This window comes from Synechocystis sp. LEGE 06083 (assembly GCF_015207725.1).
Taxonomy (GTDB): domain Bacteria; phylum Cyanobacteriota; class Cyanobacteriia; order Cyanobacteriales; family Microcystaceae; genus Synechocystis; species Synechocystis salina.
In genome coordinates this window covers 1-15,596 of sequence record NZ_JADEWJ010000067.1, presented here as the reverse complement: position 1 = coordinate 15,596, position 15,596 = coordinate 1, and the positions used below count along the sequence as shown (strand labels likewise).

Here is a 15,596-nt window from a genome sequence, read left to right as displayed (position 1 = left end):
CTTTCCAACTCCTCAATTAAATGAACCCAGTCCACATCCACCAGAGCATTCTGACGCAATAGGCTCACCGTCACCTCAAGCCATTGGGTTGGATCTTGCTCATAAAGTTCGGAGAGAACTTCGCTAGGGGAAATGGGGAATTGCAGTTGAGATTCCATTGCTGAGAAACTAACAGTCCGGAATATTTGGTTCAGTCTACCTAAAGCCCTTAACTCTTACCAGTGGCAGGGGAATAATCGGCAATAACGGCAATGTATAACAGGTGCAAAAGTAAACCCCCCAGCCAGATGCCGGAAAGGGGCGTCAACCAAGACCAATCAGCCTTGTTCAAGTTATGGACAAACCATAGGCCAGAATTAATCGCTAAAAACACCGCCACATGGACAGCAAAATTCATACGATCGTCTAAACGGCGAAAGGCGGGATCGTTACGGTCGGGTTTACGGGGCCAACGGGGAGGCATAGATTACTAATCAGGGTCACAATTAATCACTAGCCCCAATTTTAACGGCAACGGTCTGAAATCCCCGCAGATCGGGGCGTAAAATTTTTGGGATCCCTCCTAGTTTTGAGTCAACTAATTGAGCAATCCAGATTGTTGCACCGTTTGCCAAGCGGGCCAGATTTTTCCTTGCATAAAGAGGGCGATCGCCTGGAGGCCATTGATTTCTGGATTATCTGGGGCCAGGGCTAGAGCAGGTTTTAGGGCTTGTTGTCCTTGGTATCCCTGCCAGTCATAGAGGTAAACAAAGGCTAAATAAGCATGGGCGTAGGGATTTTGGGGATCCAGTGTGACTAACGACTGCAAAGCGGCGATCGCCTCGGACGGATTTTCCTGCAATACCCGGGCCAAAACCTGGGCATAGGTGAGACTCAGGGCATCAACAGGATTTTGGCTCAAACGATAGGTCCAACTAGCATCCCCATGACGCAGATAATCGTGGCGTGGGTCGTATAAATTAATCCGGTCCACCTGGGCAAAAACCGGATCTAGCCCAGTAATACCCTGCCGTAAATTTTGTGCTAGATGGTACAGTTGACTGACAAAATCCAATGGTGGGGCAGGTGAAGCCGGAGCGTTGGCATCCAGGGTTAGGGTTATGTCTGGCAAAGACAGAGGTTGGGCCGTCATCGTGCTGGGGTCTAACCATTGCCCTTTTAAGCGGTAATTCCCTGGGGGTAGATCCGCTGGAGGCAACATAGCTGTCCTTTCAACAACTTCAACCCCTTGATCCTCAACCGAGGGAAGCAATTCCCCCAAACCGATGGCATGGTCATGGAACCAAACTTGATTAGGATCATTGATATTTTCCCAAGTGAGCAAAACAATTCCCTCACTCAGGCTATCGCCGTTGCCCTGCCAATGGTAGGTAATTGGTACAGGTTGACCGGGGGGAGCGCTGGCCGGCAAATCAACTTTGGTCAATTGGGGCAATTCAGTGTTGATGGGACTGGGTTTAACTTCTATCCTGGGTTGACGGCGGTGCCAGAGGCTCAACTCATCACCATCGGGCAAAGGCCAAGTTTGCACAGCGGTAAAATTATCGTTCTGGGCAATGGTTTCCCCCAACTGCACTTGTACGGGGTCAGCTAAATAGTTATCTCCGGTTTTGGTTATAAACCAGTCGAAATTTTGCTGATCCTGTTGAATAATTTCCCCGTTACGACTCAATTCCCGACCGTAGGCCCGAAAATTTTCTGCTGCGCCATAATAATTGAGCGTATTGGGGTTAACCGCCGGCGTATTGGGAATCACGCCCAAATTAATCCTTTGCTCCGGGGTGGTTGCTATGGCGGCGTTAATAACTTCCGTGTTGGGAGCAGGTAAAACGAAATCGGGACGAAATAATACCGATGGGTTTAGGGCTTGGACAATGCCATTACTACCGGGGATGGGAAATAAGTTACCAAGGGTGATCAAAATGGCGATCGCCAACGTGCCCCAACGCACCCACAGCCAACGACCACACCAACGGGTTAGACCAAAGGCGAGAAAAATAGCCACAATGGGCAGATAGGGCAAAATGTAGCGGTCATCTTTATTTTGAATAGCAGAACAAATTAGATAGGTACCGACGTAGTAATATCCCAGCCACAGCAACCCCGGTTTCGCTTCCCGCCAGCTAGGTATCTGCAACGAAGCAGGAAAACGATTGAGCAGGGATAGAATCACCCCCACCAAAGGCGGTATTAACCAGACCCAGGACAGGGCATTGGGTAAATCCTGCCAGTAGTAAGTCCAGGCAGCCAGGGTATTAATGGGGGGGTCCCCCTCCAAGTTGGCGGGAATAGCATTGGAATTTTGGGCGGTGCTAAACAGATAAATCCAGTTGGTGCGATACCAGGGATACCAGAGGGGAATGCTTGCTAGTAGACCCACTAGCAATTGGGCGAATCGTTGCCATTGTTTGGTCCCCAGAGTCCACAATCCCAAGCCCACCAGGGGAAAAAACAGATAGAAGATAATACTTTGTTTGGAGAGCAAACCTAGTCCCAATGACACTCCAGCGGCGATCGCCCAAAGCCATTGGGAACGGCGACCTTTGGCCTCTTTCCAATAGGTCAGACAGGTAAAGCTCAAGAGGGTAAAAGCTAGGAGTGGGCTGTCCAACAACACAATCAAACGACTATGGATTAAACGAGGAATCAAAACCATGATGGCCACTGCCCACAGGCCAATTTCCCGGCTGAAAAGCTTTTTCCCTAGGCCGTAGACAGAGAGAATTAAAATGCCACTCCAGAGCCAATTACTCAGTAAAGCCAGATCACTGCCTGGGCCACCCAGCCCCTGGAAAGGAGCATTGACCATGTAGGTCAAAGGGGGATATTTAGGGGAAAGCATCCAAAAACTCCGCCACCATTCCCCGCTCAAAAGGTTTGGCGATCGTAGGGCGTGCCAATATTCCAGGCCGTAGGATAGGTGATTACTTTGGTCCCAGGCCGGCACCGTCTGGTCCATGGCCAACCAGAGGCGATCGAGGCCGTTGCTGCCAAGCCACACCAGGGCCAACAGCAGGGGCACTCCCCAGGATTTAGATAAAATTTGCTTAACCATAGTAGGGGTTAGACGTAAGATGGATACCAACAGCCCATCGTTATGATTGGGCAGAGAGTCTTCCTGGCCTGACCCAAACGGTTAGGGTTAGGGGGGCTTACCATTCAGCATTAATCATTTTGGTAATCCTATGAGTGCAAACCTTGCCCAAGTCCACCAGGCCCTGGAAAATCGTACCGCCTTAAAGGTAATTAGCGGTTTAAATAACTTCGATAGCGCCAATGTTTTAGCTGTGGCCCAGTCCGCCCAGGCTGGGGGAGCGACTTTTGTGGACATTGCGGCCGATCGCCAATTGATCCAACAGGTACGCCACGCCATTGATTTGCCCATTTGTGTGTCGGCGGTGGAAGCGGAATTGTTAGCGGCAGCAGTGGCTGCCGGGGCTGACTTGGTGGAAATTGGTAACTTTGACAGTTTTTATGCCCAAGGCCGCCGTTTTGAAGGGCCAGAGGTGTTAGCCCTCACCAAAGCAACCCGTCAACTGTTGCCCCATACTTTGCTCTCTGTTACCGTGCCCCACATCTTGGCCTTGGATGAACAGGTGCAATTGGCCGAAGCCTTAGTGGCCGCTGGAGCCGACATTATCCAAACCGAAGGTGGCACCAGTGCCGAACCCCATCACCCCGGAGTTTTAGGGCTGATTGAAAAAGCTGCCCCCACTTTGGCCGCCGCCCATGCCATCAGTCGAGCCGTCACTGTCCCCGTACTCTGTGCCTCTGGTCTGTCCGATGTGACCGTTCCCATGGCGATCGCCGCTGGAGCCAGTGGAGTAGGGGTTGGTTCCGCCATTAACCAATTGAACGACCAAGTGGCTATGGTGGCTGCGGTTCGTCGCTTGGCCGATGCCTTAGTGCCCCAGCCTGTTCGGGTGGCGTAGTCATCAGTTTGAGTTCGACTAAATAGTTTAAAAACCTCTGGCACCCCAGTTGGGGAGGAACTAGATAGAAGTCCCCCAATATTGCCGGAGCTTTAGAGGGCAAACTGAAACTTGGAAAATAAAAACTGAGGGGAGCGTCGGAATAACCGTTGACTCCCCTTGGCGAGTGCATTGCAACTTTTCTTGCCTAACTAACCCCATGGGCCACCGCTGATTCCGCTTTGAATAGGGAAGCCATAATGTCCGCCGCCATCTGCGCTGGGGTTAAGCCAAGATCCACTGTCGATTGCTCCGGAGTGGCATGGTCCACCAGCATGTCGGGCACCCCTAGACGCTTCAAAGGTACGAGCACATTGTTATCCATCAAGGCCTCCGCCACCGCTGAGCCAAAGCCCCCCATCAAACAACCTTCTTCCATGGTTACCACTTTGCCAATGCGCTGGGCCAAGGGCAAAATTAGTTCCGTATCCATGGGTTTAACAAAGCGGGCATTAACCACCGTCGCTTCAATGCCATGTTCGTGGAGCAATTCTGCTGTTTGCAGAGCCGGATACACCATGGAGCCATAGCCCAGCAATAACACATCGTCCCCAGACCGGAGAATTTCCCCCTTGCCGATTTCCAGCGACTCCCAACCTTCCTCCATCAGGGGCACTCCAATACCATTACCCCGGGGATAACGCATGGCGATCGCCCCATCGGTGTAGTCAACACCCGTGACCAACATTTGCTGTAGCTCTGCCTCATCCTTAGGAGCCATGATCACCAAATTGGGGATGCAGCGGAGATAGGCAATGTCATACATCCCTTGGTGGGTAGGGCCATCGGCCCCCACAATGCCCGCCCGGTCTAGGCAGAAAAACACCGGTAATTTTTGGATGCAAACGTCGTGGATAATCTGGTCATAACCCCGCTGCAAAAAGGTGGAATAGATGGCTACCACCGGACGCATTCCTTCACAGGCCATGCCTGCGGCTAAAGTAACGGCATGTTGTTCGGCAATGCCCACATCCACATACTGTTTGGGGAGCTTGGCCTGGAGTTTATCCAACCCTGTCCCCGTCGCCATGGCCGCCGTGATACCGACAATGTGGGGATTTTCCTTAGCTAGGGTGGTTAACGTGTGGGCAAAAACCTTGGAATAACTGGGGGGTTTAGGCTTGCTGGAGGGGTAGGCCTTCCCAGTGGAAAGATTAAAGGGACTTTGGGCGTGGTAACCCACCTGGTCTTTTTCTGCCAGGTCATAGCCCTTACCTTTAGTGGTGGAAACATGGACAAATACCGGGCCTTGTACTTTTTCCGCTTGCTTAAATGTGTCGATTAATTCCTGCAAATTGTGACCATCAATGGGGCCAAAATATTTGAAGCCCAACTCTTCAATCACCGCCCCCACCTTGGGCACCACTAGCCGCTTCATTCCTTCCTTAACCCGTTCCATTTCTGGGGTGAGGGAATCGCCAAGGAAAGGCAAATGTTTAATTTGTTCCTCCAGATTGTCCGTTAGAAATTGCATCGGACTGCTGAGGCGCACCTTGTTTAAGTAACGGGAAATGGCTCCCACATTGGGGGAAATGGACATTTCGTTATCGTTGAGCACCACCATTAACTTGGTGTGGGGTAAATGCCCCGCATGGTTAATTGCTTCCAGGGCCATGCCTCCGGTCAAAGCGCCGTCGCCAATGATGGAAACTACCTTGAAGTCTTCCCCTTTGGCATCCCGGGCTAGGGCCATGCCCAAGCCAGCAGAAATACTAGTGGAAGCGTGGCCAGCACCAAAATGGTCAAAACGACTTTCGGAGCGTTTCAGGTAACCAGCCACCCCATCTTTCTGCCGCAGGGTGTGGAAATCGTGGTAACGTCCCGTCAACATTTTGTGGGGATAGGCTTGGTGTCCCACATCCCAAATCACCCGGTCTTTGTCCAAATCCAGAGTGGAGTAAAGCGCCACTGTCAGTTCCACCACTCCTAACCCTGGCCCCAAATGACCACCGCTGGTGGCCACAGTTTGCAAATGCTTTTCTCGGATCTGCCGGGAGACTTCCTCCAGCTCACGGATGGATAAACCCTTTAACTGGTTAGGGTGGGTCAGTTCGCTGATGTGCATGGTGGATTGGGACTAACGATGGCTAGATTGTGGAACTTTTTTCAGACTTCTCACACTTTAACCCATTGGGTGAAGGGAAGTTAGTGGTGAAAACTCCGGTCATGGCCTGGACAAAATATCCAATGAACCAATAATCAATCGCCATTGACAAGGTTGGGGAAAAGGGTAGCGAAGATGTCATAATTTTTAACAAAGATTACTAAAGATTTCCCCCCAGTTCCCTGCGGTAGTAGCCATGAGTGAGCGTCCCCCCGAAAAGACCCTGGCGGAGTTGGCATCCCCAAACCATGAATGCCGGGCCTGCGGCTATGTTTACATTCCCAGCCAAGGGGATCAAAAGACCAATATCTCTCCCGGTACTCCCTTTGAAGCCTTGCCTCTTAATTGGAAATGTCCAGTGTGTGGTGCCCCGCGCAACTACTTTATGAGCACGGGGGAAACCGATGCTCCCTCTGGTTTTGCCGAGAACCTTAACTACGGTTTTGGTTTTAACCGTATGAGCGGTGGCAAAAAGAATTTGCTGATTTTTGGTAGTCTTTTTGTCATTTTCCTATTTTTCCTGAGCCTTTACGGCATGGGATAAGGCTTAAATTTTCCCTCTGAGCCCTTGCTGTACTCCTTGATTATCTCTGTTCACAATGCCTTTTAAATTCCCCAGTTTGAAGTTTGAGCGACTGAAGCAACTTGCCCTAGTGGCGGTCATTGCCGTTTTCTGTGTGAGCTGTAGCCATGTGCCGGATTTGGTATTCAATCCCTGGCAAGAAATTGTTTTAGAAACGGATTCTACCTTTGCGGATATTGCCTTCACGGAGGATGCCAACCATGGCTGGTTGGTGGGCACCAAGGAAACCATTTTCGAGACCACCGATGGCGGTGACACCTGGGAGCAAAAGTTGATTGATCTGGGGGAAGAAAAGGCTAGTTTTTCCGCCGTTAGTTTCTCTGGCAATGAGGGGTGGATCACTGGCAAGCCTTCCATTCTGCTCCACACCACCGATGGTGGCCAAACCTGGGCCCGCATTCCCCTGAGCGAAAAATTGCCCGGCGCTCCCTATAGCATTATTGCCCTGGGGTCCCAAACGGCGGAAATGATTACGGATTTGGGGGCCATCTATAAAACCACCAATGGGGGCAAAAACTGGAAGGCTTTGGTGGAAGGGGCCGTAGGAGTAGCCCGCACCATTCAACGATCGCCTGATGGCCGTTATGTAGCGGTGTCAGCCCGGGGTAATTTTTATTCCACCTGGGCTCCTGGGCAAACGGAATGGACTCCCCATAACCGGAATTCTTCGCGACGCTTGCAGACCATGGGCTATGGCAAGGACGGTCAACTATGGTTGTTAGCCCGGGGGGGACAACTCCAGTTCAGCACCGATCCCGATGCGGAAGAATGGAGTGATGTGATTGCGCCCCAAGATAAGGGTAGTTGGGGTCTGCTCGACCTATCCTTCCGTACCCCCGAAGAAGTGTGGGTGGCGGGGGCTAGCGGTAACCTGTTGATGAGTCAGGACGGCGGACAAACCTGGGCTAAGGACACTGGGGTGGAGGATATTCCCGCCAATCTTTATCGGGTGGTGTTCCTCAGTCCGGAAAAAGGATTTGTGCTGGGACAGGACGGGATTTTGCTCAAATATAACCCCAGCGCCGAGGTGGCTATGGTTCCCTAGGCGGCTCACAAATAGTAGACTAGACTCTAATTGCTTTGCATTTGTCAGTCAATGTTGTTTTGAAAAATTGAAGGAGAACACAAAATGTCAGGGACTACCGGTGAGCGTCCATTTTCCGATATTGTCACCAGCATTCGCTATTGGGTGATCCACAGCATCACCATTCCGATGTTGTTCATTGCTGGTTGGTTGTTTGTCAGCACGGGCTTAGCCTACGATGCTTTCGGCACTCCCCGCCCCGATGAATATTTCACCCAGACCCGTCAAGAGTTGCCCATTCTCCAGGAACGCTACGACATTAATCAGGAAATTCAAGAGTTTAATCAATAAAACATTTAATTGTTCTTTTTTTAGTTGGTAATTAACAATGGCAACCCAAAATCCTAATCAACCGGTTACTTATCCCATTTTTACGGTGCGCTGGCTGGCGGTTCACACCCTGGCGGTGCCCTCTGTCTTCTTTGTCGGGGCGATCGCCGCGATGCAATTTATTCAACGCTAGGAGTTTTCCATGGACAGAAATTCAAACCCAAACCGCCAACCGGTGGAATTGAATCGTACTTCTTTATACCTGGGTCTATTGTTGGTGGCTGTGTTGGGGATTTTATTCTCCAGCTATTTCTTTAACTAAACTTTTTTAATACGCAATTTAGGAGGCATGGTATGTTCGCAGAAGGCAGAATCCCGTTGTGGGTGGTGGGTGTAGTGGCTGGTATTGGAGCCATTGGTGTCCTAGGTTTATTTTTCTACGGAGCCTATGCTGGTTTAGGTTCTTCCATGTAATCGAGGGCTAGCCGCCACACAATATCATGGTTTTTAAGGTGGGCTTGGCCCACTTTTTTTATGGCAATTTTTCCTCCCAAAATAGATAACAATGGCAATGCAACCCCAAACTTTGGTGATTAAAATTGGTACTTCCAGCCTAGCTCGCCCGGAAACGGGCCAGTTGGCCCTGTCCACCATTGCCGCTTTGGTGGAAACTTTATGCAAGTTAATCAACCAAGGTCATCGGGTGGTGCTAGTCTCCTCCGGGGCAGTGGGGGTGGGATGTAGTCGTTTGGGTTTGACGGAAAGACCGAAAAAAATGGCCTTCAAACAGGCGATCGCCGCAGTAGGCCAAGGCAGATTAATGCGGACCTATGATGACCTTTTTAGTAGCCTCCAGCAACCCATTGCCCAAATCTTGCTCACCAGGCGGGAATTAATTGAGCGCACCGCCTACGTCAACGCCTACAACACGTTCCAAGCTCTGTTTGAGTTGGGGGTAATTGCCATTGTCAATGAAAACGACACAGTGGCGATCGATGAACTGAAATTTGGTGATAATGATACCCTATCGGCTTTAGTAGCCAGCCTGGTGGAGGCGGATTGGTTATTTCTGCTCACCGACGTTGACCGCCTTTATTCCAGTGATCCCCGCTTAGATCCCCAAGCCTATCCCATTCCCCTGGTGAAAGCGACGGAATTGGCCCAACTGCAAGTCCGCACCGATAGCACTGGCTCTGCCTGGGGGACCGGCGGCATGGCCACCAAAATCACCGCCGCCCGCATTGCCACCGGGTCCGGGGTCCGTACCGTCATTACCCATGGCCAAAAACCTGAGCAAATTCTAGCCATCCTCCAGGGAGCTGATTTAGGTACCCAGTTTGAAGCCCAGCCCCGCTCCGACAATGCCCGCAAACGTTGGATCGCCTATGGTTTAGTGCCCACCGGGAAAATTTTTATTGATGCCGGGGCAGTACAGGCCCTCAAAGCAAGGGGCAAGTCCCTATTGGCGATCGGGGTCATTGCCATGGAAGGAGAATTTAGTGCCACCGATGCCGTGGTGATTTGTGATCCCCAGGGGCAGGAACTGGGAAGAGGGTTAATTAACTACAACTGCAACGAGCTAGAGAAAATCAAAGGACTCCACTCCGAGGCGATCGCCGCAGTGTTGGGTTACATAGGTCCAGAAACAGTGATCCATCGAGATAATTTGGTACTACAAGAAAATTAGAAGAGTATGAAGACAGACAAATGGTTTTACGAATTATTTCTATCTCAACCCGGCATGTTGGCGGAATTAATTCCCGGTATTGAAGCAAGCTGGCAGTTTGCCTACAGTGCACCGGTGATTAAAGAAAGGGAATTTCGCCTGGATGGATTGTTCAAACCCTTGTCCAATAATCCTCTGATACCATTAGTGTTTGCAGAAGCCCAAATGCAGACAGATTTTACCTTTTACGGGCGATATTTTGCTGAAATATTCCTTTACTTGGAGCAATATCAGGTAAAAAATACCCGGCGAGGACTGTTAATTTTACAAAATCGAGAGCAGAAACTTGGTCCAGATTTGCCTTATGAAGATTTGTTAGAACAGCGCATAGCCAAGCTATATCTCAGCGATCTACAGAATCAACAAGGGTTGCAATCTAATTTCGCCCTGCTACAACTGCTAGTGTTGGACCAAGAAGCAAGCGCAAACGTTGGTAAAAGAATTTTGCACGAAGCGGAGACAGAAGCTGAATTTCAACGCCGACTAACTTTGATCGAGGCTATACTGGCCAATAAATTTCCAGATTTGACCAAGGAAGCCATCATGCAAATATTAGACTTGAAGAAAACGGATATTACCCAGTCCCGCTTTTATCAAGAAATTATCCAAGAAGGACTCCAAGAAGGTCATGAGAAGGGTCGCCAAGAGGGTCGCCAGGAGGGTCGCCAGGAGGGTCGCCAGGAGGGTCGTCAAAATGAAGCCTTGATCCTAGTGTTGCGCCTATTAAACCGTCGTCTGGGTAGACTGCCAGTAGTTCAGGTGGAGCGAATTCAGAAACTATCGATCGCCGAGTTGGAAGATTTGGGGGAAGCATTGTTGGATTTTACGGAGACGGCCGACCTGGACGTGTATTTAGAAAAGTTGGGATAATGCTCAGAAACTGGTAGAGATCAACTAAAGTAATTGGTTGTTGAAATCCTGATATATTCGGGCATTGTGCCCATTGGACTGTGGAAGATAAAGTTTTGTAAATCAAGAAAAAGTATCTGGTTTTAACCCTTCCTAAGCAATTAGACTTAAGGAAGAACATGGTTCAGGTATGGAATTTTTTGGTCTAAAAACTGAAGTTTCTAGGAGTGCGATTTAAAAAGCCGTTATCCGACCCAGCTACCCTGGCAAATATTGCGAATTAGTCTCTAACGAGTCTCAAAAAGAACCGTATTTCGCAACTGACAAGCTTTAGGGGATTGCTTTGACCAGATTTAAAACAGTTTTTACTACCTCGAAAAAACCAGTTTCTGCCACTCGAAAATTCTGCCTTAAATTTGGGCGTTAAAACTATGTCCGCTTTTTTGCTCGGTTCTGAACCAGAGGGATTTTTACAGAAAGTGGCCGGAGTAATTCCGGGCTGGTTGTATGGTTTTGTGCAACGTAGCGATGATTCCATTGCCTTCACCTATATCAGCTCCCAAATTGAGGTTGTGCACGAAGTCTCTGCCACTGCCGTGTTGGCCGATGCCGAGATACTCCTGCGGCAGATCCATCCTGACGACTGGCTCCACTACCGCCAAACCCTGGCCTACAGCCGAGCTACCCTAGAACCATTATTTTTAGAATGGCGCATCATTACCCCTTCAGGGAAGCTTAAATATTTACGGACTAACTCTCAACCAGAAAGGTTGCCCAATCAAGATACCTTTTGGTACGGCATGGTCTTGGACATTACAGCAGAAAAGCAGAGCCAAGAAGAATTAATCCAATTAAATAATGATCTCCAAGAAAGCGAACAAAGATTTCGTCTAGCCTTTGAAAATGCTAACGTTGGTGTGTGTTTGGTAAATCTTGAAGGCAACTTAATCAAGGTAAACCAAAAAATGGCGGATATATTTGGCTACACTCCGGAGCAAATGCAATCCATGAATGTCAATGATTTGACAGTTCCGGAAGACAAAAGTTTGAGTACAAAGGTAATGAATGAAGCCATTCACCAACATGTGAATTTTGCTACTTTTAAAAAACGCTATATTCATAGTCAGGGACATATCATTTATGGGGAAGTTTGCACTTCTTTGGTGCGGGATATAAATTGCCAGCCATTATATTTTATTTCCCATGTTCAGGATATTAGTCAACGCATTGAAGATGAGAAAAAAATAACTCAATCTAGGGACGAAATCCAAAAAAATAATCAGCAATTGGAAGAGAGGGTCAAACTTAGAACGATAGAAGTTTATGAACAACAACAACTCCTACAACTTTATTTTGACCAGTCTATTATTGGCATGGCCATAGTATCCGTTGATAAATTTTGCTGTAATGTGAATCAAAAATTTTCGGAAATAGTGGGCTATTCCCCTGAAGAGTTGCGGATCAAAACCTGGGCAGAAATTACTCATCCCGATGACATAGAGTTGGACCTAGGTAATTATCAACGTGTATTAGACGGAGAAATAGATGGTTACCAAATTGATAAGCGCTACATCCATAAAAATGGCCATGCTGTTTACGCTAATCTCGGGGTCCAGGCTCATCGTCGTCCCGATGGTAGTTTGAACTTTTGCGTGGTGATGATCCAAGACATTGGCGATCGTAAGGCTATGGAAAACAGCATCTCTTTGGCTTTGCAGCGGGAAAAGGAGCTAAATGAACTGCGTTCTCAATTCATTACTTCCATCTCTCATCAGTTTCGTACCCCTTTAACAACCATTGCCTGTGCCGCTTCAATTATGGAAAAGTTCCAGGGAAAAATTACCAGGGAAAAACAAGGTCAATATCTACATTCAATTCTCAAAAGCGTTAAATACATTGATGAGTTAATCAATGACATCACCACAATTAACCTTAATACCGAAGAAGTAGAGCCTATGGTGATCGATGGAGACTTAATTGATTTTTGTCACGAGTTAATTGATAAAATTGAATATCTCTATGCACCATACAAAATCAATTTTCATCCTGACTTAGCCATAGGCTCAAATACAGAATGTGAGCAAGTAATAGTGAGATTTGATCCTGTATTACTAGCGCCAATTTTAAATCATTTACTGACTAACGGGATTAAGTATTCCCCCACCAATTTCACCATTGATTTTCATCTGCGAGAATCTCCCCAGGAAATAATTTTTGATGTTTTAGATTATGGTATCGGCATCCCGAAAACAGATTTGGAAAAAATTTTCGAGCCATTTCAGCGGGGTTCCAACGTGGGGCATATTGCCGGCATTGGCATTGGTTTGACGATCGCCAGAAAATTGGTAACCTTCTATGGGGGTAAAATCGAGATCCAAAGTGAGCTAGGGGAGGGCACCAGGGTGTCTTTATCCATTCCTAAATGGCCCTTTACCAATATCCCATGGGACTCTCCAGCCTGACGGTTGTAGAAAAACTATTAATCTTTTCGGAAATAATGCTGATCATTGCCATACTTTGTCTGGGGTTGTTAGTGTCCCAGGGGGTAGCTAGTTTAATTTTGCTCAGTCGTTTGGCCAAAGGAGCGCGGCGGCGATCGCCATTGACACCAGTATTTCTACCCGAAGACGGGGTTCGCAATGTCTCGGTAGTGGTGCCTACGTTGAATGAGGCAGCCCGGGTAACTCCGTGTTTAGTGGGTTTGGCACAACAGGGGCCACCGTTAAGGGAAATTTTAGTGGTGGATAGTCGTTCCACCGATGGCACCCAGGCGGTGGTGCAAGCTAGGCAAAAAGATAATCCCCGTTTGCAACTGCTCACCGATGATCCTTTGCCGGATAACTGGGTAGGGCGACCCTGGGCCTTGAATTATGGTTTTAGGCAGAGTGATGCCGCTAGCGAGTGGATTTTGGGCATTGATGCCGATACCCAACCCCAACCGGGGCTAGTAGCCAGCGTGGTGCAAGCGGCGCAAGAAGAAGGATATGACATACTTTCCCTGTCGCCCCAATTTATTTTGCAATCCCCTGGGGAATGGTGGCTGCAACCGGCTTTGCTGATGACTTTGCTCTATCGCTTTGAGTCCGCTGGGGTGAGGCAACAGGCGCCGGAAACGGTGATGGCCAATGGTCAATGTTTTCTCTGTCGGCGATCAGTGCTGGAGGCCTTGCAGGGTTATGAACTGGCGGCCCGCTCCTTTTGTGATGATGTGACCTTAGCTAGGGCGGCGGCCCAACGGGGTTATCGGGTGGGCTTTTTAGATGGCGCTAACCTAATCCGGGTGAGAATGTATGAAGGGATTGGGGAAACCTGGCGGGAATGGGGGCGATCGCTGGATCTCAAAGATGCCACGGTGCCGGCTCGGTTATGGGCAGAGGTAATTTTTCTGCTATTAGTGCAGGGTTTGCCCATTTTGCTTTTTTCACTGTTGTTGATGCTCTGGGGAGAAGACTTTGATTTTTTAACCCTCCGCTTGGCGATCGCCGTCAATGGCTTTTTACTCCTAATCCGTTGGGCTATGCTATGGGCAATTTATCCTTCCTATTACCGACCGTCGGGACAGGGGGCCTGGAGTTATTGGCTTTCTCCCCTGGCGGATCCGTTGGCAGTGGCCCGAATTATCATTTCCGCTTCCCAAACCCCCAAACAATGGCGGGGAAGGGTTTACCCCGGTGCGTCCTAGGATGGCTCAACTTCATCGGGGAAAATTAGCATTGCCGAAAACTTTGCCAACCCATGTAAACGTTTTGCTCCAATTAAAAATCATCTTCTGATTCCCCGTTGTACTGGCCAAATTAATTAATTGCTAATTTTATGGATGCCACTGCCCCCATTCTCCAAGCCCTAGAAAAATTAATTGTCGTAGTGGCCCAACTGCGATCGCCAGAGGGGGGATGCCCCTGGGATTTGGCCCAAACCCAACAAAGTTTAATTCCCTACGTGGTGGAAGAAGCCTATGAAGTAGTTCACGCTCTACAAGGCCAAGACCAAACGGCGATCGCCGAAGAGTTGGGGGATTTACTGCTCCAGGTGGTGCTCCAAGCCCAAGTTGCGCAAGATTTAGGCCACTTCAATTTGCAACAGGTGGCAGAAGGCATTACCGCAAAGCTTATCCGTCGTCATCCCCATGTCTTTGCCGAGGTAACAGTTAGTAATGCCGAGGAAGTGAAAGCCAATTGGCAGGCAATTAAAGCAGAGGAAAAGGGTTTAAGCTCCGACCAAGCAGAACTTTTAAGCTCCAAACTGGAACGCTATAATAGTACATTGCCCCCTCTGATGGCCAGTAGTAAAATTTCCCAGAAAGCGGCGGCGGTGGGCTTTGAATGGCCAGATATTGAAGGTGTCTGGGCTAAATTTAACGAAGAATTAACCGAGTTTAAACAGGCTTTGGCCACGACAGACAAAGAACATCAACAGGCAGAATTGGGAGATTTACTATTCACCCTCATTAACCTGGCCCGTTGGTACAAGTTGGACGCTTCCCTCGCCCTCCACGGCACTAATCAAAGATTTATTCAACGGCTGCAACTAATGGAAAAATTTGCCGATCGCCCGTTGGATCAATACAATCTGGAGGAATTGGAAACCCTATGGCAGAGGGCTAAAAAACAACTCAGCCAATAAATTTACCCATTGATCTGAGTTAAATTTTTCTAGTTCATTTCTAAGCAGATCGTTGTCGTTAATCTCTTCCAGTTCCAAAATTGCCCCGTTATCATCCCCTATCCCTGGCGATCGCCTGGTACGGTGAAAGTTCAGTGGCGAGCAATGGAGGAAAATTGGGGCATGAACATCACCAAAACAGACCTAGCCTGGGCGGTAGAACAGGGTTATTTGTCGGCAGTGCAAGCCGAACAATTATGGCAAGCCTGGACAGAACATAAAGGCCTCCTTGCCATGGAAGAAGAAAGGGAAAACAGTGATTCCCCACCGTTGCAATTCGACTTTGCCAACGTCGCTTTTTACTTTGGCGCCCTGATTGTAATTGTGGCCATGGTTTTCCTCGGTAC

At 48.8% G+C, this 15,596-nt stretch carries 16 protein-coding genes and 1 pseudogene; 13 read left to right on the top strand and 4 right to left on the bottom strand.

The features are described 5' to 3' along the window. The 3 genes from IQ219_RS07265 to IQ219_RS07255 form a co-directional block, all read right to left on the bottom strand. Nucleotides 1–158: DUF29 family protein (locus tag IQ219_RS07265; protein ID WP_194072184.1), on the bottom strand; the 158-nt coding region annotated here is incomplete at its 3' end. 50 nt (nucleotides 159–208) lie between these two features. Next, on the bottom strand, nucleotides 209–463 hold the full coding sequence (locus IQ219_RS07260) for a 2TM domain-containing protein (RefSeq protein ID WP_010871713.1): 255 nt from the start codon (nucleotides 461–463) through the stop codon (nucleotides 209–211). Nucleotides 464–577: 114 nt separating this feature from the next. After that, on the bottom strand, nucleotides 578–3,055 hold the full coding sequence (locus IQ219_RS07255; protein WP_194072183.1) for a phospholipid carrier-dependent glycosyltransferase: 2,478 nt from the start codon (nucleotides 3,053–3,055) through the stop codon (nucleotides 578–580). 130 nt (nucleotides 3,056–3,185) lie between these two features. Here IQ219_RS07255 and IQ219_RS07250 point away from each other — a divergent pair, with 130 nt between their 5' ends. Further along, nucleotides 3,186–3,932 carry a DUF561 domain-containing protein gene (locus IQ219_RS07250; protein ID WP_194072182.1) on the top strand — a complete coding sequence of 249 codons (747 nt, stop codon included), beginning with the start codon at nucleotides 3,186–3,188 and terminating at the stop codon, nucleotides 3,930–3,932. Between the two features lie 187 nt (nucleotides 3,933–4,119). Here the strand turns inward: IQ219_RS07250 and dxs are convergent, their stop codons facing one another. Then, entirely contained in the window at nucleotides 4,120–6,036 is a 1,917-nt protein-coding gene (dxs, locus tag IQ219_RS07245) for a 1-deoxy-D-xylulose-5-phosphate synthase (RefSeq protein ID WP_194018727.1), read from the bottom strand. A gap of 235 nt (nucleotides 6,037–6,271) precedes the next feature. Between dxs and IQ219_RS07240 the strand changes: the two genes are divergently transcribed. The 12 genes and pseudogenes from IQ219_RS07240 to IQ219_RS07185 form a co-directional block, all read left to right on the top strand. Beyond that, on the top strand, nucleotides 6,272–6,619 hold the full coding sequence (locus IQ219_RS07240; protein ID WP_190598672.1) for a rubredoxin: 348 nt from the start codon (nucleotides 6,272–6,274) through the stop codon (nucleotides 6,617–6,619). Nucleotides 6,620–6,674: 55 nt separating this feature from the next. Next, nucleotides 6,675–7,703, top strand: a complete 1,029-nt coding sequence (locus tag IQ219_RS07235) for a photosynthesis system II assembly factor Ycf48 (RefSeq protein WP_190598671.1) — start codon at nucleotides 6,675–6,677, stop codon at nucleotides 7,701–7,703. An 84-nt stretch (nucleotides 7,704–7,787) separates the two neighbouring features. Next, nucleotides 7,788–8,033, top strand: a complete 246-nt coding sequence (gene psbE / locus IQ219_RS07230; RefSeq protein ID WP_010871721.1) for a cytochrome b559 subunit alpha — start codon at nucleotides 7,788–7,790, stop codon at nucleotides 8,031–8,033. Between the two features lie 37 nt (nucleotides 8,034–8,070). Beyond that, nucleotides 8,071–8,205 carry a cytochrome b559 subunit beta gene (gene psbF / locus IQ219_RS07225; RefSeq protein WP_010871722.1) on the top strand — a complete coding sequence of 45 codons (135 nt, stop codon included), beginning with the start codon at nucleotides 8,071–8,073 and terminating at the stop codon, nucleotides 8,203–8,205. A gap of 9 nt (nucleotides 8,206–8,214) precedes the next feature. After that, nucleotides 8,215–8,334: a photosystem II reaction center protein L gene (locus IQ219_RS07220; protein ID WP_010871723.1), complete on the top strand. Its 120-nt coding sequence runs from the start codon at nucleotides 8,215–8,217 to the stop codon at nucleotides 8,332–8,334. Between the two features lie 32 nt (nucleotides 8,335–8,366). Next, complete coding sequence (locus IQ219_RS07215; protein WP_010871724.1) at nucleotides 8,367–8,486, top strand: photosystem II reaction center protein J; 120 nt, start codon at nucleotides 8,367–8,369, stop codon at nucleotides 8,484–8,486. Nucleotides 8,487–8,571: 85 nt separating this feature from the next. Continuing rightward, a complete protein-coding gene (proB, locus tag IQ219_RS07210; RefSeq protein ID WP_194072186.1) occupies nucleotides 8,572–9,699 on the top strand; it encodes a glutamate 5-kinase in 1,128 nt (375 codons plus the stop codon). Nucleotides 9,700–9,705: 6 nt separating this feature from the next. Then, nucleotides 9,706–10,608 carry a DUF2887 domain-containing protein gene (locus IQ219_RS07205; RefSeq protein ID WP_194072181.1) on the top strand — a complete coding sequence of 301 codons (903 nt, stop codon included), beginning with the start codon at nucleotides 9,706–9,708 and terminating at the stop codon, nucleotides 10,606–10,608. Nucleotides 10,609–11,018: 410 nt separating this feature from the next. Next, nucleotides 11,019–13,049, top strand: a complete 2,031-nt coding sequence (locus IQ219_RS07200; protein ID WP_194072180.1) for a PAS domain-containing sensor histidine kinase — start codon at nucleotides 11,019–11,021, stop codon at nucleotides 13,047–13,049. Between the two features lie 35 nt (nucleotides 13,050–13,084). After that, nucleotides 13,085–14,269: a 2'-O-glycosyltransferase CruG gene (cruG, locus tag IQ219_RS07195; protein ID WP_194072185.1), complete on the top strand. Its 1,185-nt coding sequence runs from the start codon at nucleotides 13,085–13,087 to the stop codon at nucleotides 14,267–14,269. A gap of 131 nt (nucleotides 14,270–14,400) precedes the next feature. Next, complete coding sequence (gene mazG / locus IQ219_RS07190; RefSeq protein ID WP_194072179.1) at nucleotides 14,401–15,210, top strand: nucleoside triphosphate pyrophosphohydrolase; 810 nt, start codon at nucleotides 14,401–14,403, stop codon at nucleotides 15,208–15,210. Nucleotides 15,211–15,372: 162 nt separating this feature from the next. Then, nucleotides 15,373–15,596: pseudogene (locus IQ219_RS07185) on the top strand (DUF2157 domain-containing protein); the annotation flags it as partial.